This window comes from Hoeflea sp. YIM 152468, from assembly GCF_029210485.1.
In the GTDB taxonomy this organism is placed as follows: Bacteria; Pseudomonadota; Alphaproteobacteria; order Rhizobiales; family Rhizobiaceae; genus Hoeflea.
On record NZ_JARGET010000003.1, the window covers coordinates 100559 to 125032 of the forward strand.

At 62.1% G+C, this 24474-nt stretch carries 22 protein-coding genes; 7 read left to right on the forward strand and 15 right to left on the reverse strand.

Features of this window, described 5'->3' with window-relative positions:
* Positions 1–10: 10 nt before the first annotated feature.
* From hutU to hutI, 4 genes are read right to left on the reverse strand one after another with little or no spacing between them, the layout of a single operon-like run.
* Positions 11–1693: a urocanate hydratase gene (gene hutU, locus PZ897_RS00800; RefSeq protein WP_275749000.1), complete on the reverse strand. Its 1683-nt coding sequence runs from the start codon at positions 1691–1693 to the stop codon at positions 11–13.
* Positions 1690–2490, reverse strand: coding sequence for an N-formylglutamate deformylase (hutG, locus tag PZ897_RS00805; protein WP_275749001.1), 801 nt, complete (start codon positions 2488–2490; stop codon positions 1690–1692). The genes hutU and hutG overlap by 4 nt, the downstream gene beginning before the upstream one ends.
* On the reverse strand, positions 2487–4028 hold the full coding sequence (gene hutH, locus PZ897_RS00810; RefSeq protein WP_275749002.1) for a histidine ammonia-lyase: 1542 nt from the start codon (positions 4026–4028) through the stop codon (positions 2487–2489). The genes hutG and hutH overlap by 4 nt, the downstream gene beginning before the upstream one ends.
* Positions 4025–5230: an imidazolonepropionase gene (hutI, locus tag PZ897_RS00815; RefSeq protein ID WP_275749004.1), complete on the reverse strand. Its 1206-nt coding sequence runs from the start codon at positions 5228–5230 to the stop codon at positions 4025–4027. Before hutI ends, hutH begins: the two co-directional genes overlap by 4 nt.
* Before the next feature lie 63 nt (positions 5231–5293).
* On the opposite strand from hutI, the gene PZ897_RS00820 reads away from it, so the two are divergent.
* Positions 5294–6658: a formimidoylglutamate deiminase gene (locus PZ897_RS00820; protein WP_275749006.1), complete on the forward strand. Its 1365-nt coding sequence runs from the start codon at positions 5294–5296 to the stop codon at positions 6656–6658.
* Entirely contained in the window at positions 6655–7356 is a 702-nt protein-coding gene (locus tag PZ897_RS00825) for a GntR family transcriptional regulator (RefSeq protein ID WP_275749008.1), read from the forward strand. Before PZ897_RS00820 ends, PZ897_RS00825 begins: the two co-directional genes overlap by 4 nt.
* 19 nt (positions 7357–7375) lie before the next feature.
* Here the strand turns inward: PZ897_RS00825 and PZ897_RS00830 are convergent, their stop codons facing one another.
* The 6 genes from PZ897_RS00830 to PZ897_RS00855 all read right to left on the reverse strand — a co-directional run bounded on the left by PZ897_RS00830 (position 7376) and on the right by PZ897_RS00855 (position 14491).
* Entirely contained in the window at positions 7376–8158 is a 783-nt protein-coding gene (locus PZ897_RS00830) for a carnitinyl-CoA dehydratase (RefSeq protein WP_275749010.1), read from the reverse strand.
* Positions 8155–10227: an acetate--CoA ligase family protein gene (locus tag PZ897_RS00835; protein ID WP_275749012.1), complete on the reverse strand. Its 2073-nt coding sequence runs from the start codon at positions 10225–10227 to the stop codon at positions 8155–8157. The genes PZ897_RS00830 and PZ897_RS00835 overlap by 4 nt, the downstream gene beginning before the upstream one ends.
* A gap of 6 nt (positions 10228–10233) precedes the next feature.
* A complete protein-coding gene (locus PZ897_RS00840; RefSeq protein ID WP_275749014.1) occupies positions 10234–11397 on the reverse strand; it encodes an acyl-CoA dehydrogenase family protein in 1164 nt (387 codons plus the stop codon).
* A gap of 104 nt (positions 11398–11501) precedes the next feature.
* The gene (locus PZ897_RS00845) at positions 11502–12935 is read right to left on the reverse strand and encodes a carnitine 3-dehydrogenase (protein WP_275749016.1); all 1434 of its coding nucleotides are present in this window, start codon (positions 12933–12935) and stop codon (positions 11502–11504) included.
* Positions 12932–13552, reverse strand: coding sequence for an HD domain-containing protein (locus PZ897_RS00850; protein WP_275749017.1), 621 nt, complete (start codon positions 13550–13552; stop codon positions 12932–12934). Before PZ897_RS00850 ends, PZ897_RS00845 begins: the two co-directional genes overlap by 4 nt.
* A 21-nt stretch (positions 13553–13573) precedes the next feature.
* Positions 13574–14491 (reverse strand): 3-keto-5-aminohexanoate cleavage protein, encoded by a 918-nt coding sequence (locus PZ897_RS00855; protein WP_275749018.1) that lies wholly within the window; start codon positions 14489–14491, stop codon positions 13574–13576.
* Positions 14492–14567: 76 nt separating this feature from the next.
* Here PZ897_RS00855 and PZ897_RS00860 point away from each other — a divergent pair, with 76 nt between their 5' ends.
* On the forward strand, positions 14568–15557 hold the full coding sequence (locus tag PZ897_RS00860; RefSeq protein WP_275749019.1) for a GlxA family transcriptional regulator: 990 nt from the start codon (positions 14568–14570) through the stop codon (positions 15555–15557).
* Positions 15558–15580: 23 nt separating this feature from the next.
* Here PZ897_RS00860 and PZ897_RS00865 read toward each other — a convergent pair whose 3' ends face one another.
* From PZ897_RS00865 to PZ897_RS00880, 4 genes are all read right to left on the reverse strand, one after another.
* Positions 15581–16363 carry an ABC transporter permease gene (locus PZ897_RS00865; protein WP_275749020.1) on the reverse strand — a complete coding sequence of 261 codons (783 nt, stop codon included), beginning with the start codon at positions 16361–16363 and terminating at the stop codon, positions 15581–15583.
* Positions 16363–17094: an ABC transporter permease gene (locus PZ897_RS00870; RefSeq protein ID WP_275749021.1), complete on the reverse strand. Its 732-nt coding sequence runs from the start codon at positions 17092–17094 to the stop codon at positions 16363–16365. The genes PZ897_RS00865 and PZ897_RS00870 overlap by 1 nt, the downstream gene beginning before the upstream one ends.
* A gap of 74 nt (positions 17095–17168) precedes the next feature.
* Positions 17169–17939 carry a transporter substrate-binding domain-containing protein gene (locus tag PZ897_RS00875; RefSeq protein ID WP_275749022.1) on the reverse strand — a complete coding sequence of 257 codons (771 nt, stop codon included), beginning with the start codon at positions 17937–17939 and terminating at the stop codon, positions 17169–17171.
* A gap of 46 nt (positions 17940–17985) precedes the next feature.
* Positions 17986–18792, reverse strand: coding sequence for an ATP-binding cassette domain-containing protein (locus PZ897_RS00880; protein WP_275749024.1), 807 nt, complete (start codon positions 18790–18792; stop codon positions 17986–17988).
* A 133-nt stretch (positions 18793–18925) separates the two neighbouring features.
* Between PZ897_RS00880 and PZ897_RS00885 the strand changes: the two genes are divergently transcribed.
* The 4 genes from PZ897_RS00885 to PZ897_RS00900 are packed head-to-tail and all read left to right on the forward strand — an operon-like array spanning position 18926 to position 23166.
* Positions 18926–19774: an arginine deiminase family protein gene (locus PZ897_RS00885; protein WP_275749302.1), complete on the forward strand. Its 849-nt coding sequence runs from the start codon at positions 18926–18928 to the stop codon at positions 19772–19774.
* On the forward strand, positions 19771–20400 hold the full coding sequence (locus tag PZ897_RS00890) for a TetR family transcriptional regulator C-terminal domain-containing protein (RefSeq protein ID WP_275749025.1): 630 nt from the start codon (positions 19771–19773) through the stop codon (positions 20398–20400). The genes PZ897_RS00885 and PZ897_RS00890 overlap by 4 nt, the downstream gene beginning before the upstream one ends.
* Before the next feature lie 4 nt (positions 20401–20404).
* Positions 20405–21568, forward strand: coding sequence for a pyridoxal phosphate-dependent aminotransferase (locus PZ897_RS00895; RefSeq protein WP_275749026.1), 1164 nt, complete (start codon positions 20405–20407; stop codon positions 21566–21568).
* The gene (locus tag PZ897_RS00900; RefSeq protein WP_275749027.1) at positions 21568–23166 is read left to right on the forward strand and encodes a 5-guanidino-2-oxopentanoate decarboxylase; all 1599 of its coding nucleotides are present in this window, start codon (positions 21568–21570) and stop codon (positions 23164–23166) included. The genes PZ897_RS00895 and PZ897_RS00900 overlap by 1 nt, the downstream gene beginning before the upstream one ends.
* A gap of 30 nt (positions 23167–23196) precedes the next feature.
* On the opposite strand, the gene argE is transcribed toward PZ897_RS00900, so the two are convergent.
* Positions 23197–24363, reverse strand: a complete 1167-nt coding sequence (argE, locus tag PZ897_RS00905; RefSeq protein WP_343217433.1) for an acetylornithine deacetylase — start codon at positions 24361–24363, stop codon at positions 23197–23199.
* Between the last annotated feature and the right edge of the window lie 111 nt (positions 24364–24474).

A 24474-nucleotide genomic window follows, 5' to 3' on the forward strand; every position in this document is an offset into this window, starting at 1 on the left:
CCGTTTAAATTCACCCAAGTATTGCGGGCAGATTGAGCCCGTGTTCGCGCGCGCAATCGAGCGCGATATCGTAACCGGCATCGGCGTGACGCCAAACACCGGAAGCCGGATCGTTCCACAGCACCCGCTCCAGCCGCCTGGCCGCGGCGTCGGTGCCGTCGGCGACCACGACCATGCCCGAATGCTGCGAGAATCCCATGCCGACGCCGCCGCCATGATGGAGCGACACCCAGGTGGCGCCGGACGCGGTGTTGACCAGCGCATTGAGCAGCGGCCAGTCGCTGACGGCGTCGGATCCGTCCTTCATGGACTCGGTTTCGCGGTTGGGCGAGGCGACGGAGCCGGAATCAAGGTGGTCGCGGCCGATGACGATCGGCGCCTTCAACTCTCCCGAGGCGACCATTTCGTTGAAGGCCAGTCCGGCGCGATGACGATCACCCAGTCCGATCCAGCAGATTCTTGCCGGAAGCCCCTGAAAGGCGATGCGCTCGCGGGCCATGTCGAGCCAATTGTGCAGATGGGTGTTGTCGGGGAACAGCTCCTTCATCTTGGCATCGGTCTTGTAGATGTCTTCCGGGTCGCCCGAGAGCGCGCACCAGCGGAACGGGCCGATGCCGCGGCAAAACAGCGGACGGATGTAGGCGGGTACGAAGCCAGGGAAAGCGAAAGCATTGTCGAGACCTTCATCCTGCGCCACCTGGCGGATATTGTTGCCGTAATCAAGGGTCGGCACACCCGCGTTCCAGAAATCAACCATCGCAGCCACGTGGGTCTTCATGCTGGCGCGCGCCGCCTTCTCCACAGCCTTGGGGTCGCTCTCCTGCTTTTCGCGCCATTCGGCGACGGTCCAGCCCTGCGGCAGATAGCCATGCAGCGGATCATGCGCCGAAGTCTGGTCAGTGACGATGTCGGGGCGAACACCGCCGGCCTTCATGCGGGCGGCCAGCTCGACGAAGACATCTGCGGCATTGCCGAGAAGGCCGACTGATTTGGCCTCGCCTGCCTTGGTCCACTCATCGATCATGGCGAGCGCTTCATCAAGCGTATGGGCCTTTGCGTCGACGTAACGGGTGCGCAGACGGAAATCGATGCGGGTTTCGTCGCATTCGACAGCAAGGCAGCAGGCGCCGGCCATCACCGCTGCGAGCGGCTGGGCGCCGCCCATGCCTCCCAATCCTCCGGTAAGTATCCACTTACCTTTGAGATCACCGCCATAATGCTGGCGACCAGCCTCGGCGAAGGTTTCAAACGTGCCCTGCACGATGCCTTGCGTGCCGATATAGATCCAGGATCCCGCGGTCATCTGGCCGTACATGGCGAGCCCGCGCTTGTCGAGTTCGTTGAAATGGTCCCAAGTGGCCCAGTGCGGCACCAGATTGGAGTTGGCGATCAACACGCGGGGCGCATCGACATGGGTGCGGACAACGGCCACCGGCTTTCCTGACTGCACCACCAGCGTCTCGTCGTCGCTGAGGCTCTTGAGGCTGGCGACGATCTGGTCGAAATCCTTCCACGTGCGGGCCGCGCGGCCGATGCCACCATAGACCACCAGTTCATGCGGGTTCTCGGCGACATCGGGATGCAGATTGTTCATCAGCATGCGCATCGGGGCTTCGGTGAGCCAGCTCTTGGCGGTGATCTCTGAGCCCGTTGCCGGATAGATGTCGCGCTGGTTGTGTCTCGGATTGGTCATGATTTGCCTCCCAATGAAGCTGCCAGATCGGCAAGTGATGACAGAATTGTCTTGAGGTGCACACGCAGCCTGTCTGCCTTTGCCTGATCAAAGGCGAAGGGTAGCGCTTCAGTCTGCAGATGCGTGATTTGTGCCAGTTCCATCTGGATGGCGTGAACATTGTCCGCAGGGCGGCCATAATGGCGCGTGGTCCAGCCGCCCTTGAAGCGCCCGTTGACGATGCTCGAATAGTCTTCCGCGCCCGCACAGATACCGCTCACAACCGCTTCGATCACAGGAGCGCAGGTCGCACCATTGTTGGTGCCGATGTTGAAATCGGGCAACGTGCCCTCAAACAAAAACGGAATGTTGGAGCGGATCGAATGGCAATCATAAAGGATGGCCACACCATGGTTTGCACGCGCGCGCTCGAGTTCCGCTTCCAGCGCCGCGTGATAGGGCGCGTGCCAGGCGATGCGGCGGGCCTCGATCTCTGCCGCGTCGGGCGGTTCAAGCCATAACGGCTCGCCGTCAAAATTGGTCATCGGCACCAAGCCAGTGGTATTCTGACCGGGATAAAGGCTTGCACCGGATGGGTCGCGATTGGCGTCAATGACGTAGCGGTGAAAATTGGCGCGCACCGTGGTCACGCCGTCAAGCAGGCCCTCATAGAGACGATCCACATGCCAGTCCGTGTCACCCAGTGTCTGGCCGAGCGGAGTCAAGCGAGCGAATATGTCCTGAGGCACATGGGTTCCGGTATGCGGCAGCCCCAGCACCAGCGGACCCTCACCGCGCGTTACCTCCACTGGAGTCATGCCACCTCCCCTTCAAGCAGACCGGCCACATTGCATTCAGCCTGAACCCGGCCCTCGGCCACCAGGGAAGCGGCAATGGCGATGTCACCGGCCATGAAGCGGTCGTCTTTCAGGGTGGCGATCTCGGAGCGGATCAGCGCCAGAGCCGACTGCAATGCCGGGCTTGTCTCGAGCGGGGCGCGAAATTCGACGCCCTGCGCCGCGCACATCAGTTCGACGCCAATGATGACGTTGAGATTGTCGTTCATGCGCAGCAGACGCCGCGCGCCATGAGCGGCCATCGAGACATGATCTTCCTGATTGGCCGATGTCGGGGTGGAGTCGGTCGAACAGGGATTGGCGAGATGCTTGTTCTCGCTCATCAGGGCTGCCGTGGTGACTTCAGCGATCATCAGGCCGGAATTGAGGCCCGGCTCCGGCGTCAGGAACGGCGGCAGATCAAATGACAGTGTCGGATCGACCATCAGCGCCACACGGCGCTGGGCGATGGCACCGATTTCGGCAATGGCGAGCGCAATCTGGTCGGCGGCAAAAGCCACCGGTTCGGCGTGGAAATTGCCGCCCGAAACAATCTTGCCTTCGGCAACCAGCACCAGCGGATTGTCCGACACCGCATTGGCTTCTGTCTCCAGGGTCTGGCCGGCATAACGCAGCAGGTCAAGGGCTGCGCCTGCGACCTGAGGCTGACACCGGATGCAATAGGGATCCTGCACGCGGCTGTCCCCGTCACGGTGGCTTTCACGGATCACTGACCCTTCCATCACCGCGCGCATGGCGCGGGCGACATCGATCTGGCCACGATGGCCGCGGAAGGCATGAATGCCCGCTTCGAGCGGAGCGGTCGAGCCCATGATCGCATCGGTCGACAGGCAGGACGAGACCACGCTCGCCTCAAGATTGCGAATGGCGGAAAAATAGCCGGTCAGCGAGCAGGCGGTCGAAAACTGCGTGCCATTGATGAGGCCGAGGCCTTCCTTGGGCGCCAGCACAGCCGGCGCGATCCCTGCCATGGCAAGAGCCTTGCCCGCTGGCATGCGTGCGCCCTTGAAGATGGCTTCGCCTTCACCGATCATCGCCGCTGCCATATGCGCCAGCGGCGCAAGATCGCCCGACGCACCGACCGAGCCCTGGCTCGGAATGACGGGGGTAACTCCTTCGCGCAGCATGTGCTGGATGACCGACAGCGTGTTCCAGGTAATGCCGGACGCGCCGCGACCAGCAGAGAGCAGCTTGAGCGCCATCATCAACCGGGTGGTCGCGATATCAAGCACTTCGCCAACGCCACAGCAATGCGACAGGATCAGATTGCGCTGCAACTGGGCAGTGTCGCCGGGCTTGATGCGAACGCTGGCAAGCTTGCCGAATCCGGTATTGACGCCATAGACCGCCTCGTCTCCAGCGGCGGCCTTGCTGACCAGCTCGGCGGCAGCCTCAATTCCCGGCAAAGCGCTCTCATGCAGCACCACCGCCGCTTCGGTGCGCCAGATTTGTTCGAGTTGGTCGAGCGTCGCCCGACCCGGGACTAGTATGAGCGTCACAACTGGCCTCCAAAAATCCGCTTCCACAGCGGGTTGAACCCCATGCGGTAGGCCAGCTCGGCCGGGTGTTCGATATCCCATATGGCGAGATCGGCCCGCAGTCCCGGCTTGATCATGCCGGCGTCATCAAGGCCCAATGCGCGCGCCGCATGTCTGGTCACACCGGCCAGCGCCTCCTCCGGCGTCATTCGAAACAGGGTGCAGGCCATATTCATCGCCAGCAACAGCGACGACATCGGCGACGAACCGGGATTGCAATCGGTTGCCACGGCCATCGGCACGCCGCTCTGCCGGAACGCATCGATCGGCGGGGCTGCGGTTTCATGCAATGTGTAAAATGCGCCGGGCAGGATGACGGCAACGGTGCCGGAATTCGCCATGGCTGCCGCATCGGCGGCATTGGCATATTCGAGATGGTCGGCTGACAGCGCACCGTACTCCGCGGCCAACCTTGCGCCGCCGAGATTCGAGAGTTGCTCAGCGTGCAGCTTGACCGGAAGTCCCAGCGCGCGGGCCTTGTCGAAAACCCGGGCGATCTGATCGGGCGAAAAGGCGATCCCCTCGCAAAACCCGTCGACAGCATCGACCAGCCCTTCGGCATGGGCGGCATCGAGTCCCGGAATGCAAACCTCATCGATATAGGCGTCGGCGCGGCCTTTGTATTCGGGTGGCACCGCGTGGGCGCCGAGATAGCTGGTCCTGACCCGGACCTTGCGACGTGATGCGACCGCTCTGGCGGCCCGCAGCATCTTGAGCTCGTTTTCGATGTCGAGCCCGTAGCCGGATTTGATCTCGAGGCTGCAAACGCCTTCGGCAATCATCGCGTCAACCCGGCTCAGCGCACCAGCAAGCAAATCGTCCTGGGTGGCAGTCCGGGTTGCTGCGACTGTCGAAACGATGCCGCCGCCGGCCCTGGCAACCTCCTCGTAGGACGCGCCTTCGAGCCGCATCTCGAATTCCTTGGCCCGGTTGCCGCCATGCACAACATGGGTGTGGCAATCGATCAGGGCGGGCGTCACCAGCCTGCCTTCGAGATCGACCGGTTCATGTGTGCGGAATTCGGCTGGCAAATCGTCGGCCGGCCCGGCCCATGCCAGCTCGCTATCCTGCATCACAATCGCACCATTTCTCACCAGCCCGTAAGCCGATGGGCCGTCCATCGTCGCCAGTGTCGCGTTGGTCAGAAGCATGTTTTTCGCCATTGTTATGTCCGCCTATTTGAACTATAAGTATGTACATATTATTTTGTCAAGGGGCTTCAAAACATGGCGATAGTGTGGGCCGAGAAGGCATTGTTGCAGGATGGCTGGGCAGAGAATGTCCGGATTACAATTGGCGCGGACGGCTTGATCGAGTCGGTCCAGGCCGGCGCGCCGGCGCAGGGATATAAAGCCGGTGTGCTGCTGCCTGCACCATCCAATTGCCACAGCCATGCCTTCCAGCGCGCGATGGCCGGGCTGACCGAGAAGCGTGGTCCCGACCCGTCGGATTCATTCTGGACCTGGCGGCAGTTGATGTTCCGGTTTCTCGACCGCCTGACACCCGACCATGTCGAGGCGATCGCCGCCTTCGTGCAGATGGAGATGCTCGAAGCCGGGTATTCCGCCAATGTCGAATTCCACTACCTGCACCACCAGCCGGGCGGACTGCCCTATGCCAATCTGGCAGAAATGGCGCAGCGGATTGCTGCGGCCAGCGCCACCACCGGCATGGGGCTGACGCTGTTGCCTGTGCACTACCAATACGGTGGCTCAGACAAGCGCGCGCTGGGGCCGGGACAGATCCGTTTCGGCAATACGCTCGACGCCTATGCCGAGCTGCACGCCAAATCAGCCGAAGCGCTGGCCAACCTGCCTGCAGACAGCCGCATCGGCGTGGCGCCCCACAGTCTCAGGGCCGTGGCGCCCGAGGATCTGGGCCACCATGCCCGTCTGGCCGGCAACACCCCGCTGCACATGCATCTGGCCGAGCAGATCGCCGAAGTCGAGGAGATCACAGCCGCCTATGGCAAACGCCCGGTGGAATTCGTGCTCGATACGATGGAACTGAGCGAGCTGCGCTGTTTCATCCATTGCACCCAGATGTTGCCGCATGAAACCGAAGCGCTGGCAAAAAGCGGGGCGGTTGCCGGACTTTGCCCGATTACGGAATCAAGCCTTGGTGACGGCATCTTCGATGCTGTGCGCTGGCTTGAGAACGGGGGCTCGATCGCGATTGGCTCGGACTCCAACATCCGGATTTCATTGTCGGAAGAACTCAGGACGCTGGATTATTCACAGCGGTTGCGCGATCACTCCCGCGCCGCACTGGCCACACCGGACAAATCCACCGGACGCCGTCTGTTCGATGCCGTCAACGCGGGCGGCGCGACAACCTCTGCACGAAACAACGGCAGCCTTGCCGTCGGTAAACTTGCGGATATGCTGGCCCTGAAGGCCGACTCTGTCGATCTGATCGGCAGAAGCGGAGATACCATTCTGGATTGCTATGTGTTTGCCGGCGATGACCGCATGGTTGGGGACGTCTGGTCGGCAGGCCGCCACATGGTGCGAGATGGCAGTCATGTCAAACGCGAAGCCATCGTCTCGGCTTATGCCAAAGCGATGAAGGAGCTTGGAGAGGCGATTTGAGCGGGGAAGAATTCAAAACCTGGCAATCGGTGCAGGCGGAAGTCTTGCGCCGCATCAATTCCCGCCAATGGAAACCGGGAGACTTCATTCCCAACGAGGCCGAATTGTCGGTCGAATTCGGCTGCGCCCGGGCGACGGTCAACCGGGCGCTGCGCGCGCTTGCCGATACCGGCCTGCTCGACCGGCGCCGCAAGGCCGGCACCCGGGTGGCGCTCAACCCGGTGCGCAAGGCCACGCTCGACATTCCGGTGATCCGCTACGAGATCGAAGGCAAGGGCCAGACCTATCGTCATACGGTGCTGGAACACAATCGCGCGGTGCCGCCATCCGGAATAAGGGCGCGCATGCAGACCGAACCCGGTGTCAAACTGCTGCATCTGGTGACGCTGCATCTGGCCGATGGCAAGCCCTATGTCTTCGGCGACAGATGGATCAATCCTGCCGTGGTGCCGGGCATCGAGGCGGCCGATCTGAGCGCAAAAAGCGCCAATGAATGGCTGGTGGCCAACATCCCGTTCGAAGGCGGTGATTTCTCGTTTTCCGCGATGACGGCGGGACACCGCGAAGCCGAAATCCTCGCCTGCAAGGAAGGCGAAGGCCTGTTCGTCATTGACCGCAGCACCTGGAACAAGGGGCTGGTGATCACCTCCGTGCGGTTGACCTTCGCACCGGGCTACCAGATGCATACGAAGATCTGAGATCGAGGCCGGAGCCTGCCTATTTGCCCTTCCAGACCGGATCGCGCTTTTCCGTGAAGGCTCTGGAACCTTCAAGATTGTCTTCCGAGCCATAAAGCGTATCGACGGTGCGCAACTGCCGTTTGGTCACCTTGTTCATGGTGTCCTGGAACTTCTCTCCCTCGGCCTCCCGCACCACTTCCTTGATCGCGGCAAAAACAAGCGGCGGACCGGCGGCGAGCAATTCTGCCAGCTCCCACGCCTTGGCCATTAGTGCATCAGACTTGTGGATCTGGTTGACGAAGCCCCAACGATTGGCCTCCGTCGCATCGAGCCAGCGGCCGGTGAACAGCATTTCCATGGCGATGTGATAGGGAATGCGCTTGGGCAGTTTGATCGAGGCCGCATCGGCGACAGTGCCCGAACGGATTTCCGGCAACGCGAACGTGGCGTGTTCGGCAGCCAGAATGATGTCGCAGGACAGCGCGATCTCGAGCCCACCGCCGCAGCAGATGCCGTTGACGGCACAGATCACCGGCTTGTTGAGATGGGGCAGTTCCTGCAGTCCGCCAAAGCCGCCGACACCGTAATCGCCATCAACCGCATCGCCATCGGCAGCCGCCTTCAGATCCCAGCCGGGACAGAAGAATTTTTCGCCGGCGCCGGTCAGGATGGCGACGCGAAGGTCCGGGTTATCACGAAAATCGCGAAACACCTCTCCCATGATCCGGCTGGTTTCCAGATCAACGGCGTTGGCCTTGGGCCGGTCAAGCGTGACTTCGAGCACGTGGCCGACGGTGCGTGTCCTGATTGGTCCGGTCATGGAGAGATTCCTTTTTTCATGCAGGCATCATCGAGGCTGATCAGCGCATCGACGGCGATGGCATCCCCGACACGGGCGATCAGCGGATTGACTTCGAGTTCGATCAACTGGTCACAGTGAGCTGCAGCATAGTGGCAAATGGCCAGTACGGCGTCGACCAAGGCGTTCGGGTCGGCAGCCGGCTTGCCGCGATACCCGTCCAGCAACCGGTTGATCCTGAGACGCTTGAGCGCGGTTTCGATCTCGGTCCGGCTTGCGGGCAACACCAGACAGGTGGTGTCGGCCAACAGTTCGGTCAGCACGCCACCGGCACCCAGCGTCAACAGGAACGTTCCGGTCGGGTCCCGGGTGAGGCCGACAAGCACTTCGGCCAGTCCGCCCACCACCATTTCCTCGACCAGAAACCCCGTTGCAACCGTCTCCATCCTGCGCGCGGCGTGGACCAGTGCCGGCACACCGGAAATATCGAGCGCAACCAGTCCGGCCTCACTTTTGTGGGCAACACCGGTTCCCTTCAGCGCAACCGGAAAGCTGAGGTCAGCGGCGGCTTCGGCAAGTGCGTCGACTGTCTGCGCCGACACGGCGCGGGGCGTTCGCAGGCCGAATGCGGACAATGCACGCTTCGATGCGGCTTCGCTCAGCAGTGTTGCAGTCCCGGCGGGATCGCCCGCCACCAGCAAGGCTTCAGGATCGTGCGCAGGGGTCTGGCCGGCAGAAATGGCCGCACCGATTGCGGCGATGCCTTCACTCATGCCCTGCAGAACGGCAACGCCTGCGTTCATGAATTGCCGGGTGAAGGCCTCCGACATGTTCTCCGGCAGGCTGGCGAGCACGGCGACACGAGCTGAGGTGCGCGCCTTCGCGGCGATAATCGCGTCCACCGCGCAGTGATAGCCTGACGGGTCGCAGCGATCGGCGCGCGGCAAATCCAGAATGAAGACAGTGAGATCGAAGGTTTCCGCCATGACGGTCGAGAATACACGTGTCATGTGTGGCGTGTCGCCCCAGATGAAGGTGTGATAGTCGAGCGGGTTGGCGATGCTGACAAGAGGCCCAAGCTCGGTCTTCAACGCGGCGCGTTGCACAGGCGCAAACTCGACGAACTCGAGACTGCTGCCATGGCTCAGGTCGGCCATCAGGCTGGCTTCGCCGCCGGAGCAACTGACCGAACAAACCGCGGCGCCGGGCAGCGGCCCCAAAGTATGCAGCAGCTTGAGGGTCTCGAGAAACACCGCGATGGAGTCGACTTCGATGATCCCGAGCCGCTTGAGCAGCGCCGACCCCGCCGCCGCACTTCCCGCCAGGGAGGCAGTATGGGTCATGGTCGCCACACGCGCCTTGTCCGAACGCCCGATCTTGATGGCGACCACCGGCTTGTTCTTGGCCCTCGCCCTGGCGGCGAAGGTTTCCAGTTCGCGGATGTCGCCAAAGCCTTCCAGATAGAGACCGATTGCGCTCACCCGGTCATCATCGAGCAAAGCCGATGCGATACCACTGGCGCCAATCTGGGCCTGGTTGCCGGCGGCAACCACATAGGCAATCGGCAGGCCGCGGGCCTGCATGGTCATGTTGATGGCGATGTTGGAGGATTGGGCGACGATGGCGACGCCACTGTCGACCGGCAGCCCGCCATGCTGATCCGGCCACAGGGTCATGTTGTCGAGATAGTTGATCAGGCCGTAACAGTTGGGCCCGAGGATCGGCATGCCGCCGGCAGCCCGCACAAGCCGCGCCTGCAGGTCCGCGCCGCCGGCTGTTTCGCTCTCGCTTTCAAGAAAGCCGGAGGCAAAACAGGTGGCGCCCCCCGCCCCCATGGCGCTGAGCTTTTCAACCACCGCGATTGTCGCATCCCGGTTGACACCGATGAAGCTCGCATCAGGCACGCCGGGCAGATCATCAATGGAGGCAATGCAGGGCAGGCCGAGAATGTCGGCACGCTTGGGATGGACCGGCCAGATGTCGCCATCAAAGCCGGATTTCTGCAACTGCGCCACCACATTGGCAGCCCAGCCACCGCCAAACAGCGCGATAGATCTGGGTCTGAGGAGACGGGAGAGATCAGGCTTCATGGCTGGTCACGCGCCAAACGGCCGCAAGAGCGCGCGCGAGATGATGTGACGCTGGATTTCCGACGTGCCTTCCCAGATGCGCTCGATGCGGGCGTCACGCCAGATGCGCTCCAGCGGCAGCTCGTCCATCAGGCCCATGCCGCCGTGGATCTGGATCGCCTCGTCGGCGACCATGGCCAGCATTTCGGTGGCCTTGAGCTTGGCCATCGCCATGTCGGCATCTGACGCGGTGCCCTGATCAAATTTCCAGCCGGCCTCAAGGATCATCAGCTCGGCCGCCTTCATCTCCATCGCCATGTCGGCCAACTTGAAGGAGACGCCCTGAAACTTGCCGATCGGCTGACCGAACTGCTCCCGCGTCGCCGCCCATTCGACCGAGTGCTGGAAAGCACGGTCGGCGCGCCCCAGACAGGTGGCGCCGACCTGCAGCCTTGTGGCGCCAAGCCAGGCGTTGGCGACCTCAAAACCCTTGTGGACTTCGCCCAACACATTTTCGGTCGGAATGCGGCAATTGTCGAATTCGAGAATGGCGTTGGTGTAACCGCGATGGGAAACATTGCGGTAGCCGTCGCGGACCTGGTAGCCGGGCGTGCCCTTGTCGACGAAGAAGGCGGTTATCAGTTTTTTCGGACCGCGCGGCGTGTCCTCCTCGCCCGTGGCCATGAAGCAGATCGAAAAGTCGGCGATGTCGGCATGGGAGATGAAATGCTTGGTGCCATTGAGCACCCAGTCGGATCCGTCCTGTTTGGCGCTGGCCTTCATGCCGCGCAGATCCGATCCCGCACCCGGTTCGGTCATGGCCAGGCAGTCCCATTTTTTGCCCGCAACGCAAGGATCGAGATAACGGGCGCGCTGGTCAGGTGTTCCGGCGCAGAGAATGTTGGAGGGGCGTGCCACACAGGTCCAGTGCAGCGCATAATTGGCGCGGCCAAGCTCCTTCTCATAGAGCAGCCAGGTCGGTGTATCGAGACCGGCGCCGCCATACTCTTCGGGGATATTGGCGGCGTAAAGGCCTGCTGCGATGGCCTTCTGCTGGATCTCGCGCACCAGTTCCATGTCGAGATGACCTGTGCGTTCAACCTGGGCTTCGTGTGGATAAAGTTCATTTTCGACGAATGCCCGCGTCGTCTGGACGATCATCTCCTGTTCCTGGGTCGGTCCGAAATCCATAATCCTGCACCTTTGGGCCGGGGGTCAGTCTGGTTGTCCAAGGCGATCTTCCGGCCGAAAGACCCAGCCGTGCAATTGGTGACAAGCGCCGGCTTGCCCGCTGCCTAGCCTCGCATGCTCGCCGGTTTGGGCAGTTTCGACTGGGCCTCGCCCAGCGCATCAATTCTCGCGAGAACCGCGCCTTCCGGCTCGCAGGAACGGCGGGTTTGAAGCGAGACGTGGAGAAGAAGCTGGTTGCACGTCGCCAGCAGTTCGTTATCGGCGGTGCGGATCATCTCGTGATAGAGTCGGAGCTTCTTGCCACGCGCCTCGAGCACCTGCGTGCGCACGTGGATCACATCGCCCAGACGGGTTTCGTTGAGATAGCCGATTTCATTGGAGACGGTGAAATAGGAAAGTCCGCCAGCGATATAGGCCTGGTCGGCGCCCACCATCGCCATGACGATGTCACCGGCGTCAGAGAACACCTGGCCGTAGCGGCTTTCGTTCATGTGGCCGTTGTAATCCATCCAGTCGACCGGGATGACCCGCTCAAGCGTTGTCAGCGGCTGGTCGATACTGGTCGGCAGCGGCGGCTTGCTGCGCGCGTCCTGGGCATTGAGCAACTCGCCTGCCCCCCAGTTGCGCGGCTTCAATGCCCGCATGATCGACACCAGATTGTCATCGCGGATGCGCTCGAGTTGCCGGATCGAATACATGCCCGACTGCGCGTCCGACTGATCGGCAATCATATTGGTCAGTTCATCGGTCAGTTCGGGCACATCCATCAGCTTGGTCCAGGGCCAGGACAGGCAAGGTCCGAACTGGGCTATGAAATGACGCATGCCCGCCTCGCCGCCGGCAATCCTGTAGGTCTCGAACAGGCCCATCTGGGCCCAGCGCATGCCGAAGCCATAGCGGATGACGTCATCGATCTCCTGGGTGGTGGCGATGCCGTCCTTGACCAGCCACAGCGCCTCGCGCCAGACCGCCTCGAGAAACCGGTCGGCAATGTGCGCGTCGATCTCCTTGCGCACGATCAGCGGCTTTATGCCGATGTTGTCGAGCACGTCTCGCGCGCGCAGCAGAGTTGCCTCGACCCCGACCAGTTCAATCACCGGAAGCAAATAGACCGGGTTGAACGGATGGGCGACGAAGATCTGCTCCGGCCTGGCCGCGCCCTGTTGCAGTTCAGACGGCTTGAATCCTGAGGTGGACGAGCCGATCAGCGCATCTTCACGGCAATGAAGCTGGATTTCGGCAAGAATCGTGTGCTTGATGTCGAGGCGCTCAGGCGCACTTTCCTGAATCCAGTCCGCGTCGGCCACCGCATCGGCGAGCGAGGTGGCAAAGCTGAGCTTGCCCTCCTCCGGCACACTGACATCTGACAAGGCGGGCAATGACCGCCTGGCATTGGCAAGCACTTCACCAACCTTGCGTTCGGCTTCCGGATCAGGATCGGACACACTCACGTCCCAGCCGTTCAGCAGGAAGCGAGCGGCCCAGCCGCCGCCAATGACTCCGCCGCCAATGATGGCTGCTTTCAGAGTTTTGCTCATATGTTTCGCTCGTTGGCAATGGTTGCATCTGTCAGCTCCACCCGTTCGCCTGTCCGGATCACGGCCGGGTCATAGGCCTTGCGGGCAAAGACCCGTTCGACCTGAGCGCGGAAGAACTCGATGCCTTCATGCGGATAATCGGGGTCAAAGCTGCTCTGGTCCCAGCGCTCGCAGAAGGTGGCGCAGTCCTCAAAGTATGCATGCCCCTTGTAGACATCGCGGGCATGCGGGTTACCGCCGACATGGTGGGCATAATAGAGCTTCTGGAAGTCGCCGTGCTTTTCCACCACCCAGGCGCATTGCTCGCGCACAAACGGCCGCAGGATGGCAGCGGCGTATTCATCGTGATTGTAGGGCGCATAGATATCGCCGATATCATGCAGAAGTGCCGAGACCACCCAGTCGTCATCGGCACCATCGCGCCAGGCGCGGGTGGCGGCTTGCAGCGAATGACCGAGGCGCGTGACCTGATAACCCGACAGGCTATTGTCGAGATCCACCATCGCCGCGAGGAGCCGCTCGGCTGTCTTGGCGGCATAGTCGGTTTCGTGCTCGGTGAGGAACGCATAATCCTCCCGGTCGCCATCCTTCATCGCGGTGAACTTGACCTTCTCCATGACCTTCTCCCTGCCCTATGTTCAGTTTGCTTCAGGCGCGCGCTTGGTCAGGTTGAGCCGTTCGCGCACTTGCCGCGGACCGATGACCCGCGCCCCCATGTTCTCGACGATTGTCACCGCGCGCTCAACCAGTTGGGCGTTGGTGGCAAGTTGGCCCTTGCCGAGCCAGAGATTGTCCTCCAGCCCGACGCGGACATTGCCGCCGGCCAGCACGGAGGCTGCGACATAGGCCATCTGGTTGCGCCCAAGCGCAAACGCCGACCAGTTCCAGCCGTCAGGCACATTGTTGACCATCGCCATGAATGTGTTGAGATCATCCGGCGCGCCCCAGGGAACCCCCATGCACAGTTGCACCAGCGCGTCGGCCGCAAGCACGCCTTCCTTGACCAGCTCCTTGGCGAACCAGAGATGGCCGGTGTCAAAAGCCTCGATTTCCGGCTTGACGCCAAGCTCGGTCATCATGCCGCCCATGGCGCGCAGCATGCCCGGTGTGTTGGTCATGACGTAATCGGCTTCGGCAAAATTCATGGTGCCGCAATCAAGCGTGCACAGTTCGGGCAGACAGTCGCGGATATGGGCGATGCGCTCGCTGGCGCCGGCCATGTCGGTGCCAACCGGATTGAGCGGAAGCGGAGTCTCGGTGTCGCCGAACGTCATGTCGCCGCCCATGCCGGCGGTCAGGTTGAGGACCACATCAACGTCGGCATCGCGAATGCGCTCGGTCACTTCACGGTACAGCGCAATATCGCGGCGGGGCGCGCCGGTCTCGGGATCGCGGACGTGGCAATGGACGATTGCGGCGCCGGCCCTTGCTGCGTCTATCGCGGAGTCGGCAATCTGTTTGGGCGAACGCGGAACATGCGGGCTGCGGTCCTGGGTGGCGCCGGATCCGGTGACGGCGCAGGTGATGAATACCTCACGATTCATGGTCAATGGCATGCGGCAATCCTCCATTTGGCAGCCCGGCAATGATGACCGGCTTGCAGGCGCATGTATTCCATTTTACGAAGGAAACATGCCACAAAACAAAGCTCCCTTGGCCACCCCGGATCTGCAGCCGCCAATCAGCGTCGAATTGCTGGTGCTGCCAGGCTGTTCTTTGCTGACGGCTTCGAGCGCCGTCGAGCCGCTGCGGGCAGCCAACCGGCAGGCCGGTCGAATGGTGTTCAACTGGCGTTTCGTCTCGGTTGACGGGACCAATCCGGTGACCTCGTCGGGAATCGCCTGGCCGGTGTCTGCCAAACAGGATGCTTCGTCGCGCTGTGATGTCCTGGCCATCATCGCCGGCTTCGGCGCGGCCGAGATGACCGACCGCAGGCTGATCGCCCATATCTACCGGGCGGCGCGGCATGCAAGCCTGGTCATCGGCATCGAATCGGGCGCATGGCTGCTGGCCCGAAGCGGGCTCCTCGATGAGCATCGCGCAGCGACGCACTGGGAGGATTTCGAGGACTTCGCCACCGCATTTCCCAATGTCGATCTCCGCCCCGACCGCTATGTCATCGACGGGCGCTATATTACAACATCAGGCGCGTCACCAACATTCGACATGATGGTGGAACTGGTGCGCAGGGTGCTCGGTCATCCGGCCGCTCTGGATGTGGCGACGAGCTTCGTTCATGACGATTTGCGCGCCGCAGGGGATGCCCAAGTCAACGCCACTCTGGGCGATGCGCGCCATGATCCACGCCTGGTTCGCGCGATCCGGATCATGGAAACCCATATCGACGCACCGGTCAGCATCGCGGCCATTGCCAGGCGGGTGTCGATGTCGGTGCGTGGTCTGGAGCAATTGTTCGCCCGGCAGTTGGGGCAAACGCCCGGCGCCTATTTTCTGTCGCTGCGGCTGGCGGCGGCGCGCCGCCTGGTCAATGACACGCGCCTGAGCATGACCGACATCGCATCGCGGACCGGCTTCTCGTCACAATCATCGTTTTCACGCGCCTTCAGCCGCCAGTCCGGGAGGTCTCCGAGTGTAAGCAGGAAAAGGTCTTCCAGCGCTTAGATCGCTTAGATCGCCTGGGCCACTCAGCTGCTCTTGACCGGTACCTTGGCTTCGAGCCAGCGAAAAGCGACGACCAGAACTCCTGTCAGCATCATGTAGATCAGTGCCAGCAGCAGCAATGGTTCATAGGTCAGATAGGTGTCCTGCCGCACACGCGAAATGATGGCGTAGACATCGACAACGGTGATGGTGGCGACCAGCGGCGTTGCCTTGAGCTGCAACACGGTTTCACCGGCTAGCGTGGGAAGCGCGCGGTGGATGGCGCGCGGCAGCCAGATGCGCCGGAACGCGGTGAGTGGAGACATGCCGTAGGCACGCGCTGCCTCGAGTTCACCTTTGGGAACACCTGCAAAGGCCCCGCGCATCACCTCGCCCTCGTATCCGGCAAAAGACATGGTCAGCGCCAGCACGCCATAGGGCCAGGCCGAGCGCAGATAAGGCCATGCCCAGGATTGCCGGATCTCCGGCCAGTAGGCAAACAGCGAGCCGAGGCCGTAGTAGAGGAGCCACAACTGCAACAGCAAGGGCGTGCCCCGGATCACGGTGCAGAAGGCGCGTGCTGGGCCCGACAGCCAGAACGGACCGGCCGCCTGGGCAAGGCCCAGAGGCACGGCAAGAAGAAAGCCCAATATGCTGGTCAGGAACAGCAGCCACAATGTGGTGCCCACACCAGAGACCAGCTTTCCGGAGTAGCGCGGCAGCCAGTCCCAACGCATGGTTAGCGCCGCAAAAACTACGATGCCTATGGCGATAGCCAGCAGCACCAGACGGTGCGGCTCTTTCCAGCTCCTGAGTTCCGGGCCCATCAGCGCACCGCCGGCATGCCGCGGCGGGCATGACGCTCAACGCGGCGGATGACGACATTGGAAAGCAGGGTCACCATCAGGTAAAGCAGCCCCGCGGCAAAGAAAAACAGGAAATAATGCTTGGTCGAGCCGCCGGCCTGGCGTGTTACCAGTGTCAGTTCGGCGACGCCGACGACCGCCAGGAGCGCGGTGTCCTTGGTCGCGATCAGCCAGAGATTGGACAGCCCTGGCACCGCATGGGGCAACATGCCTGGCAATGTGATGCGCCTGAGAACCTGGAACGGGGACAGGCCATAGGCCCGCGCCGCTTCGATCTCTCCGTAGGGCACCGCCTTGAATGCCCCGCGCAAGACTTCGGTCTGATAGGCGCCCTGAACCACGCCGATGACAAAGATGCCTGCGGCCAATCCGCTGATATCGGTGCGCTCGGCGCCGATCAATATCATGATTTGATTGAGGGCGTCGGTTCCGGCGTAATAGAGCAGCAGGATGAGAACAAGCTCCGGCACGGCCCGGACCAGCGTGGTGTAGACATCCAGCACATCGCGCAGGATCGGACCGCCATAGAGCTTGCCGGTGGCGCCGCAGATGCCGATCAGAAACCCCAGCATATAGCCGCCGACGGCAACCTGAAGCGAAACCGCAAGTCCTGCGAGCAGCACGCCGCCCCAGCCCGGCGGCTGCAGCGCCAGAAGCTCCCAGGCGGCAAAGCCGCTGATCCAGTCAAGCATAGGATCTCAGTCCGTCGGACCGGCGGGATGAACCCGCCGACCCGGCTGGAGCGGCTTGCACCAGATCCGGCACGTCACTTGCCGTAGATATCAAAGTCGAAATAGGCCTTCGAGAACTCCTCATAGGTTCCATTGTCACGAATTGCGGCAATTGCCGTGTTGAACTTCTCGCGCAGCTCGTCGTCGCCCTTGCGCAGGCCGATGCCGACACCGGCGCCGAGGATGGCCGGATCATCTTCGACCGCGCCGACGATCTCGCAGCATGTGTCGGATTTGACGAAGGCATCAAGCGCCAGCGAATCCGCCATGACCGCATCAACGCGGCCGGCGGCCAGATCCTGGTTGGCTTCATCCTGGGTCTGGTATTCCTTGATCTCGGCGGCGACATCAGCGAAATGGGTTGTCATATAGTCCTGGTGGATGGTGGACACCTGAACACCGAGGATCTTGTCCTTCAGACCTGCTGCGTCGGGGGTAATGCCCGAGCCCTTGGAGGTCGCGATCACCGCCGGGGTGTTGTAGTATTTATCGGAAAAATCGATGGTCTTCATGCGCTCATCGGTGATCGACATCGAGCCAATGATGGCGTCAATCTTGCTCGATGTCAGCGCAGGAATGATGCCATCCCAGGCCACCGGAGTGACCACGCACTCAAGTTTGGCCTCGGCGCAGACCGCGTTCATGAACTCGATTTCCCAACCGGTCCAGTTGCCGGACGCATCAGGCTCGGTGAAGGGCGGATACGGTTCGGCGGCGACGCCCACGCGCACGGTTTCCGCCGATGCGGCGTGGGTTGCGAGTGTAAGGCCGAAAGCGGCGATGGTGGTTATGATCTTGTTTTTCATGATTTTCCCCTGTTGGACATGCGGGCCTGGCCCATTCACCCTTGGACTATTCAACGGTCGCAAGGAATTTTTGCAAACGCTCGGACTTCGGTGCGCTGTAGACAATATCGGGCGGACCTTCCTCCTCGATCACGCCGTCGGCCAGAAACACCACATGGTTGGCGACTTCCCGCGCGAACTTCATTTCGTGCGTGACCAGCAGCATGGTTCGGCCTTCGCGCGCCAGATCAGCGATCACGGCGAGAACCTCACCCACCAGTTCGGGATCCAGCGCCGAGGTCGGTTCATCGAACAGCATGACTTCAGGTTCCACGGCCAGAGCGCGGGCAATGGCTGCGCGCTGCTGCTGACCGCCGGACAGGAACGCAGGATAGACATCGCGCTTGTCGGACAGACCCACGCGCTCAAGCAGCTTTTCGGCGCGCGCGATCGCCTCATCGCGTGAAACGCCCATCACCTGCACAGGCGCCTCGATAACATTGCCCAAAACCGTCATGTGCTGCCAGAGATTGAAGCTTTGAAACACCATCGCAAGCCGGGTGCGGATTCGGCGCAACTGGGCCGCATTGGCCGGGCGCAGGCCACCCCGCCCATCCGGCTTCATTTCAATGGTTTCGCCTTGAATGCTGATGGCGCCGCTGGTGGGAAGCTCCAGCATGTTGATGCAGCGCAGCATCGTGGATTTGCCCGAGCCCGAGCCGCCGATGATGGCGACCACATCACCGTTTTTCGCCGACAGCGACACACCTTTGAGAACTTCAAGCGCGCCGAACTGCTTGTGAAGACCGATCACTTCAACGGCGGGCGGGGATGTCGCGGCATCGGCTTGCAGGCCAGCTTGTGGACTTCTCATACCGTTCCTCAGCTGCTCCGGAGGGAGCGAAGTTAGGTGATCGTGACCCTTGCGCAGCAATTAATCAAGTGTATAATTTCAAAAACTGCAGACCACCTGAACGGACCTATTCATGACATACGGATCTCAATCCATGACGCCCCCGCTCAAGCGGGTGGTGATGCGCGCGCCCGGCGAAAGCCTCCGTTCGGCCAATGCCAGGGATTGGCATTACGGCGCAGGTTTTGATGGCCCGCGTGCCATCGAACAGTTCGGCGTGTTCGCGGATCTGGTGACTGCCAGCGGCGCCGAGATCATCTGGATCGACGATTCAGGCGATGGCCTGGCCGACGCCATGTTTACCCATGACCCGTCTCTGGTCACCGACAAGGGCGCGGTCATCCTGCGCATGGGCAAGCCCGGCCGCATGGCCGAACCGGATCTGCATGCGGCTGCTTACGAGGCTGCGGGCATTCCCATCCTTGGCAGGATCGAGGCGCCGGGCACGGTTGAAGGCGGTGACTGCATCTGGATCGACACGACAACGCTTGCGGTTGGGCGCGGCGTCAGAACCAATCAGGCCGGGATCGCGCAACTGGGCCAAATTCTTGCACCGCTCGGCGTCAGCGTGCTCGGCTTTGATCTGCCGCTTGGGAATGGCGCCGACGCCTGTCTGCACCTGATGTCCGTGATGTCGCCGCTGTCGGACAAACTGGCGCTGGTCTACGCCCCCATGCTGCCGGTGGCTTTCTGGCAATTGCTGAAGGATCGGGGCTACACGCTGGTCGAAGCGCCTGGCGACGAGTTTGCCTCCTCCAACGGGCTCAATCTCAATGTTCTGGCCCTGAGCCCCGGAAAGGTGATCATGGTCGATGGCTTCCCGAAAACCCGCGCCCTGATGGAAAAGGCCGGCTGCCATGTCACCGTTTTCAACGCCGATGCCCTGTGCATCCCCTGCGAGGGTGGCCCGACCTGCCTCACACGGCCGGTGTGGCGGGAGTGACGCGCAAGGTCTTTCATCACGAACCCGAGGCGGTTCGGCAAAATGACCTGATTGCGGCAACGCTCGACAGCATTGCCGAACTGGGACTGGCCGGCGCCACCGTGCGCGAGGTTGCCTTTCGCGCCGGTGTAACTCCGGGACTGATCAGGCGTTATTTCGACAACAAGGAGCGCTTGGTCGCAGCGGCTTACCGGAGCTTCATCGCCGATCTGACTGCCGCGGCGGAAGCTGGCTGCGGTGAAGGAAGTGCGCATTCGCGGCTGGCCGGTCTGATCCGCGCCAGTGTGACCGGCCCGGTGGCTGACAGCCGGGCGCTGTCGATCTGGGCAGCCTTTATCGGGACTGTGCACTCCGATCCTGCCATGGCCACGGTGCACCGTGAGGGCTATCAGGCGTTCCGCGGCATCATCGAGCAGCTTGTCGGCGAAGTCATCTCCGAGCGCGGGGAGACCGCTGCGAAAGCAGAAATCCGCAGCCATGCAATTGTGCTCAATGCCCTGCTCGACGGACTCTGGATTGAAATCTCCATGGGCGGCGACGACTTCTCGCGCCTCGACGTGGTCCGGGTTGCGCTCGATTCGGTGGCGACACTGCTGGGGATCGATCCGGCTGAATTCAGGAACTGACACCATGCATTATGCAGCTATCACCGAGCGTCTGGCTCACACCGGCGGCGCCAAATGGCTCATCCATCAGCGCTGCCGAACCCTGAAGGCAGCCGGCGCGGACATCATCGAGCTGACGATCGGAGAGCCGGACCAGCCGCCGGACCCGCGTTTGTTCGAGGTTTGCCATCAGTCGATGCTGGCCGGGCGCACCGGCTATTCGAACGGCCGTGGCGAACCGGCGCTGCTGGATGCGATCGCTGCACGATACAGCCGCCGCCGCCCCGGCGTCGATGCCGGCAATGTGCTTTGCTTTCCCGGAACCCAGACTGCGTTGTTTGCAACCATGATGGGCCTGACCGGCCCCGGTGACGGCGTGCTGGTGGGTGATCCGTTCTACGCCACTTATGACGGCGTCATCACAGCCAGCGGGGCGCACCGGGTCTCGGTCCAATTGCGGGCAGAAAACGGGTTTCGCCTTACTGCTGACGATCTTGAGGCTGCCATCACGCCCCAATCGCGGGTTCTGCTGCTCAACTCGCCGCACAATCCGACAGGCGCCGTGCTGAGCGCCGCAGAACTGGAGAAAATCGGGCATGTCTGTGCAAGGCATGACCTCTGGATCGTCGCTGACGAAGTCTATGAAGAGCTGGTGTTTGACGGCAATTACGCCTCGCCTTTTGACAACCCCGATCTCGCCGAACGGGTGGTTGCCGTCTCATCGATCTCCAAATCCCACGCGGCCCCCGGCTTCCGCAGCGGCTGGGCGGTGGGCCCGCACCAGTTTTGCGATAAACTGCTGCCGCTGGCGGAAACCATGCTGTTCGGCAACCAGCCGTTCATCGCCGACATGACCGCCTTTGCGCTCACGTCCAACTTGCCGACAGCGGCGCGGATGCGGGACTCCTACCAGCGGCGCGCCGCGCTCTTTGCCGACACGCTTGGCCAGCTCAAGGGGGTGGTCCCCTATCCTCCACAGGCCGGCATGTTCATCATCGCCGACGTCTCCGGCACCGGACTTGGCGGCGAGGAATTCGCCTGGCAACTGCTCGAAGCAGGCGTTGCGGTCATGCCCGGCTCTTCGTTCGGAGACAACGCCGGCAAGCTGATCCGCCTCAGCCTGACGGTGCCGGACGAGGCTGTCGTCGAGGCTTGCGCCCGCATCGCAAAATTTGTGGACTCGATCTGATGCGCGCGCACCCGTCCCCGACCGTTGGCGAAGCGCTTGTCACCATGCTGGAGCAGGCCGGTGTCGACACGGTTTTCGGCATTCCAGGTGTTCACACAATCGAGCTTTACCGCGGGCTTGCGGCAAGTTCGATTCGCCATATCACGCCGCGCCACGAACAAGGCGCCGGCTTCATGGCCGATGGCTATGCCCGCGTTTCCGGCCGCCCCGGCGTCTGTTTCGTCATCACCGGCCCGGGCCTGACCAACACGCTGACAGCCATGGCGCAGGCCCGCGCCGACAGCATTCCGATGCTGGTGATCTCCGGAGTCAACGCAACAGCGACACTGGGCAAGGGACGCGGTCACCTGCATGAATTGCCCGATCAGGCGGCGCTCGCCCGTACCGTCGCGCTCTGGTCGCACACACTGAGCGACCCTGCACAATTGGCCGCTACGCTGGCGCGGGCGTTCACGGTGATGACCGGCGGGCGGCCCGGTCCGGTGCATATCGAGATCCCGATCGATGTGATGAAGCTGCCAGCCGGGGCTCAATCCTTCAAAATGCCGGAGCCGGAGCGACCACACCCGACTGCGGCAGACCTGACATCGGCAATTGACCTCTGCGCCAAGGCGCAAAATCCGGTGATCCTGATCGGCGGTGGCGCCGTGGGCCATAGGGATCGACTTCGAGCCTTCGGCCAGGCGCTTGACGCCCCGGTGGTCAGCACCACCAACGCACGCGGCATCATGACCGGCGACGAACTCGACGTGCCGGCAAGCCCGAGTCTGTTCTGTGTGCGGGAGCTTCTGCTGAGGTCCGATCTGGTGCTGGCGCTCGGCACCGAGCTCGGACCAACCGATTGCGACATGTACGAAAATGGTGGCTTCGCCTTGCCAGCGCCCCTCATCCGGGTCGACATCGATGCCGACCAGCTCTCGCGCTCTGCGAGCCCGTCCCTGGCGATCCGAGCGGATCTCGGGGCCTTCATCGACGACATGCTGGACCGCGCGGATGCGTGGCGGCGGTTGGCAAGCAATACGGGCGCCAAGCGCGCGCAAGCTGTGCGCGATCTCGCCAAAACCGAGATCGGCGCGAAGTACCGCGGCTATACAGAGCTTGTGGCGGAGATCTGGCAGGCCCTGCCCGAGGCCACACTCGTCGGGGATTCAACCCAATTGGTCTATGCCGGCAATATGTATATCGAAGCGCCACGGCAAACGGCCTGGTTCAATTCGGCCACCGGATTCGGCACGCTGGGCTATGCCGCACCAGCGGTGATCGGCGCCGCACTTGGGCACCCCGGACGTCCGGCTGTTGCGCTGCTGGGTGACGGCGGATTTCAGTTCACACTGGCCGAACTCGGCAGCGCACGCGATTGCGATGCCGATGTGGCGTTTCTGGTCTGGAACAATTCCGGCTACCACGAAATCGAGACATCGATGACGTCAGCCGATATGACGCCGATTGGCGTGACCCCGTCGGCACCAGACTTTTCAGCCGTTGCCGCAGCTTACGGCCTGCCATCGCGCCGGGTGACAAGCCGGGATGCGCTGATCTTGGCGCTGAAAGACTTGCCGCGGCCCTGCCTGATTGAATATCTCGAGCCTTCCGCCTGACATCGGTGAGACCGTAGCCTTGTGCTTACTTCAGGCGCACAGTGACTCGAGAAGCCGGTCCATGAACGCCTCACCGGCGGCAAGCTGTTCGAGAGAGAGGAATTCATCCGGCTGATGTGCCTGGGCGATATCGCCGGGTCCGCAAATGACGGTGGAATAGCCGCGGGTCTGGAACTGGCTGCCCTCGGTGCCGTAACTCACCACATGTTGACCATTGTCTCCGGTCAGCCGGCGCGCCAGTGTTTCAGCCGCACCATTGACCTCCGGTGTCAGCGCCGGGAGCGCAAATCCGCGCACCATGTCGATTCCGGTGTCGGGATGGATCTTCTGCATCTCTCCTGACAGGTCGGCGGCTTTTGCTTCAATGGCGCTTGCCCAGTCGTCGGGGCTTTCTCCGGGAACAAACCGGAACTCGATAAAAAAGCGGCAATCCTTGGCGGTGATGTTGTGCGCGGTGCCGCCTTCGATCTGGCCAACATGCAGCGTGGTGAAAGGCGGCTCGAAGGGAGCCGCAAGTTCGGAGGGCGTGCGTGCGGCATTTTCCGCATTGCGCTGATTGGCCCAATCGATCAGCCGGGCTGCCTGCATGATGGCGCTGACGCCATAGGGCAGCAACGACGAATGGACTTCAAAGCCGCGCACATGGACGTGAAAGCCAAGCCCCCCTTTGTGTCCGGTCACCACCCGCATCATCGTCGGCTCGCCGACAATGACTTCGCGGGCGCGCGGCAGAGCCCCAAGCATGGTTTCGACCAGATCGACCACGGCGACACAGCCAACCTCCTCGTCATACGACAAGGCCAGCTGCAACGGACGCTTGAGCGGGCGGGTGGAAGCCTGCGCCATCGCCATCAGCGCCAGCGCATCGAAACCTTTCATGTCGCAGGCGCCACGACCGAACAGCTTTCCATCACGTTCACTGAGAACCCAAGGATCGGTTGACCAGGCCTGACCTTCCACCGGGACCACATCGGTATGTCCCGACAGCATGACCCCACCATCGATCTCGGGTCCGGTCTGCGCATAAAGATGCGCCTTGGTGCCGCACGGGCTGAGGATACGCTCTGACTTGATGCCGTAGCTGGAAAGGAACATCTCGACCCACTCCACCAGCGGCAAGTTGGTATCGCTGCTGACTGTTGGATAGGAAATCAATTTGGCCAACAGATCGCGCGGATTGATTACATCATTCATCATTTGTTCCTGAAACAGTTGGAATCCTTGCCTAATCGCTGGCTTTTACAGTTCTGCGCGTTCTCGGTGATCTTGTCCATTGCATGGCTGGCGCAAGCCTTCATGTCGAGCCCC

Excerpts from the sequence above, each read along its gene's own strand:
- hutU (WP_275749000.1), bottom strand. The coding sequence starts at position 1,693 with ATGACCAATCCGAGACACAACCAGCGCGACATCTATCCGGCAACGGGC.
- hutG (WP_275749001.1), bottom strand. The coding sequence starts at position 2,490 with ATGACTCCAGTGGAGGTAACGCGCGGTGAGGGTCCGCTGGTGCTGGGG.
- hutI (WP_275749004.1), bottom strand. The coding sequence starts at position 5,230 with ATGGCGAAAAACATGCTTCTGACCAACGCGACACTGGCGACGATGGAC.
- PZ897_RS00820 (WP_275749006.1), top strand. The coding sequence starts at position 5,294 with ATGGCGATAGTGTGGGCCGAGAAGGCATTGTTGCAGGATGGCTGGGCA.
- PZ897_RS00830 (WP_275749010.1), bottom strand. The coding sequence starts at position 8,158 with ATGACCGGACCAATCAGGACACGCACCGTCGGCCACGTGCTCGAAGTC.
- PZ897_RS00835 (WP_275749012.1), bottom strand. The coding sequence starts at position 10,227 with ATGAAGCCTGATCTCTCCCGTCTCCTCAGACCCAGATCTATCGCGCTG.
- PZ897_RS00840 (WP_275749014.1), bottom strand. The coding sequence starts at position 11,397 with ATGGATTTCGGACCGACCCAGGAACAGGAGATGATCGTCCAGACGACG.
- PZ897_RS00845 (WP_275749016.1), bottom strand. The coding sequence starts at position 12,935 with ATGAGCAAAACTCTGAAAGCAGCCATCATTGGCGGCGGAGTCATTGGC.
- PZ897_RS00850 (WP_275749017.1), bottom strand. The coding sequence starts at position 13,552 with ATGGAGAAGGTCAAGTTCACCGCGATGAAGGATGGCGACCGGGAGGAT.
- PZ897_RS00855 (WP_275749018.1), bottom strand. The coding sequence starts at position 14,491 with ATGCCATTGACCATGAATCGTGAGGTATTCATCACCTGCGCCGTCACC.
- PZ897_RS00860 (WP_275749019.1), top strand. The coding sequence starts at position 14,568 with ATGCCACAAAACAAAGCTCCCTTGGCCACCCCGGATCTGCAGCCGCCA.
- PZ897_RS00865 (WP_275749020.1), bottom strand. The coding sequence starts at position 16,363 with ATGGGCCCGGAACTCAGGAGCTGGAAAGAGCCGCACCGTCTGGTGCTG.
- PZ897_RS00870 (WP_275749021.1), bottom strand. The coding sequence starts at position 17,094 with ATGCTTGACTGGATCAGCGGCTTTGCCGCCTGGGAGCTTCTGGCGCTG.
- PZ897_RS00875 (WP_275749022.1), bottom strand. The coding sequence starts at position 17,939 with ATGAAAAACAAGATCATAACCACCATCGCCGCTTTCGGCCTTACACTC.
- PZ897_RS00880 (WP_275749024.1), bottom strand. The coding sequence starts at position 18,792 with ATGAGAAGTCCACAAGCTGGCCTGCAAGCCGATGCCGCGACATCCCCG.
- PZ897_RS00885 (WP_275749302.1), top strand. The coding sequence starts at position 18,926 with ATGACGCCCCCGCTCAAGCGGGTGGTGATGCGCGCGCCCGGCGAAAGC.
- PZ897_RS00895 (WP_275749026.1), top strand. The coding sequence starts at position 20,405 with ATGCATTATGCAGCTATCACCGAGCGTCTGGCTCACACCGGCGGCGCC.
- PZ897_RS00900 (WP_275749027.1), top strand. The coding sequence starts at position 21,568 with ATGCGCGCGCACCCGTCCCCGACCGTTGGCGAAGCGCTTGTCACCATG.
- argE (WP_343217433.1), bottom strand. The coding sequence starts at position 24,363 with ATGATGAATGATGTAATCAATCCGCGCGATCTGTTGGCCAAATTGATT.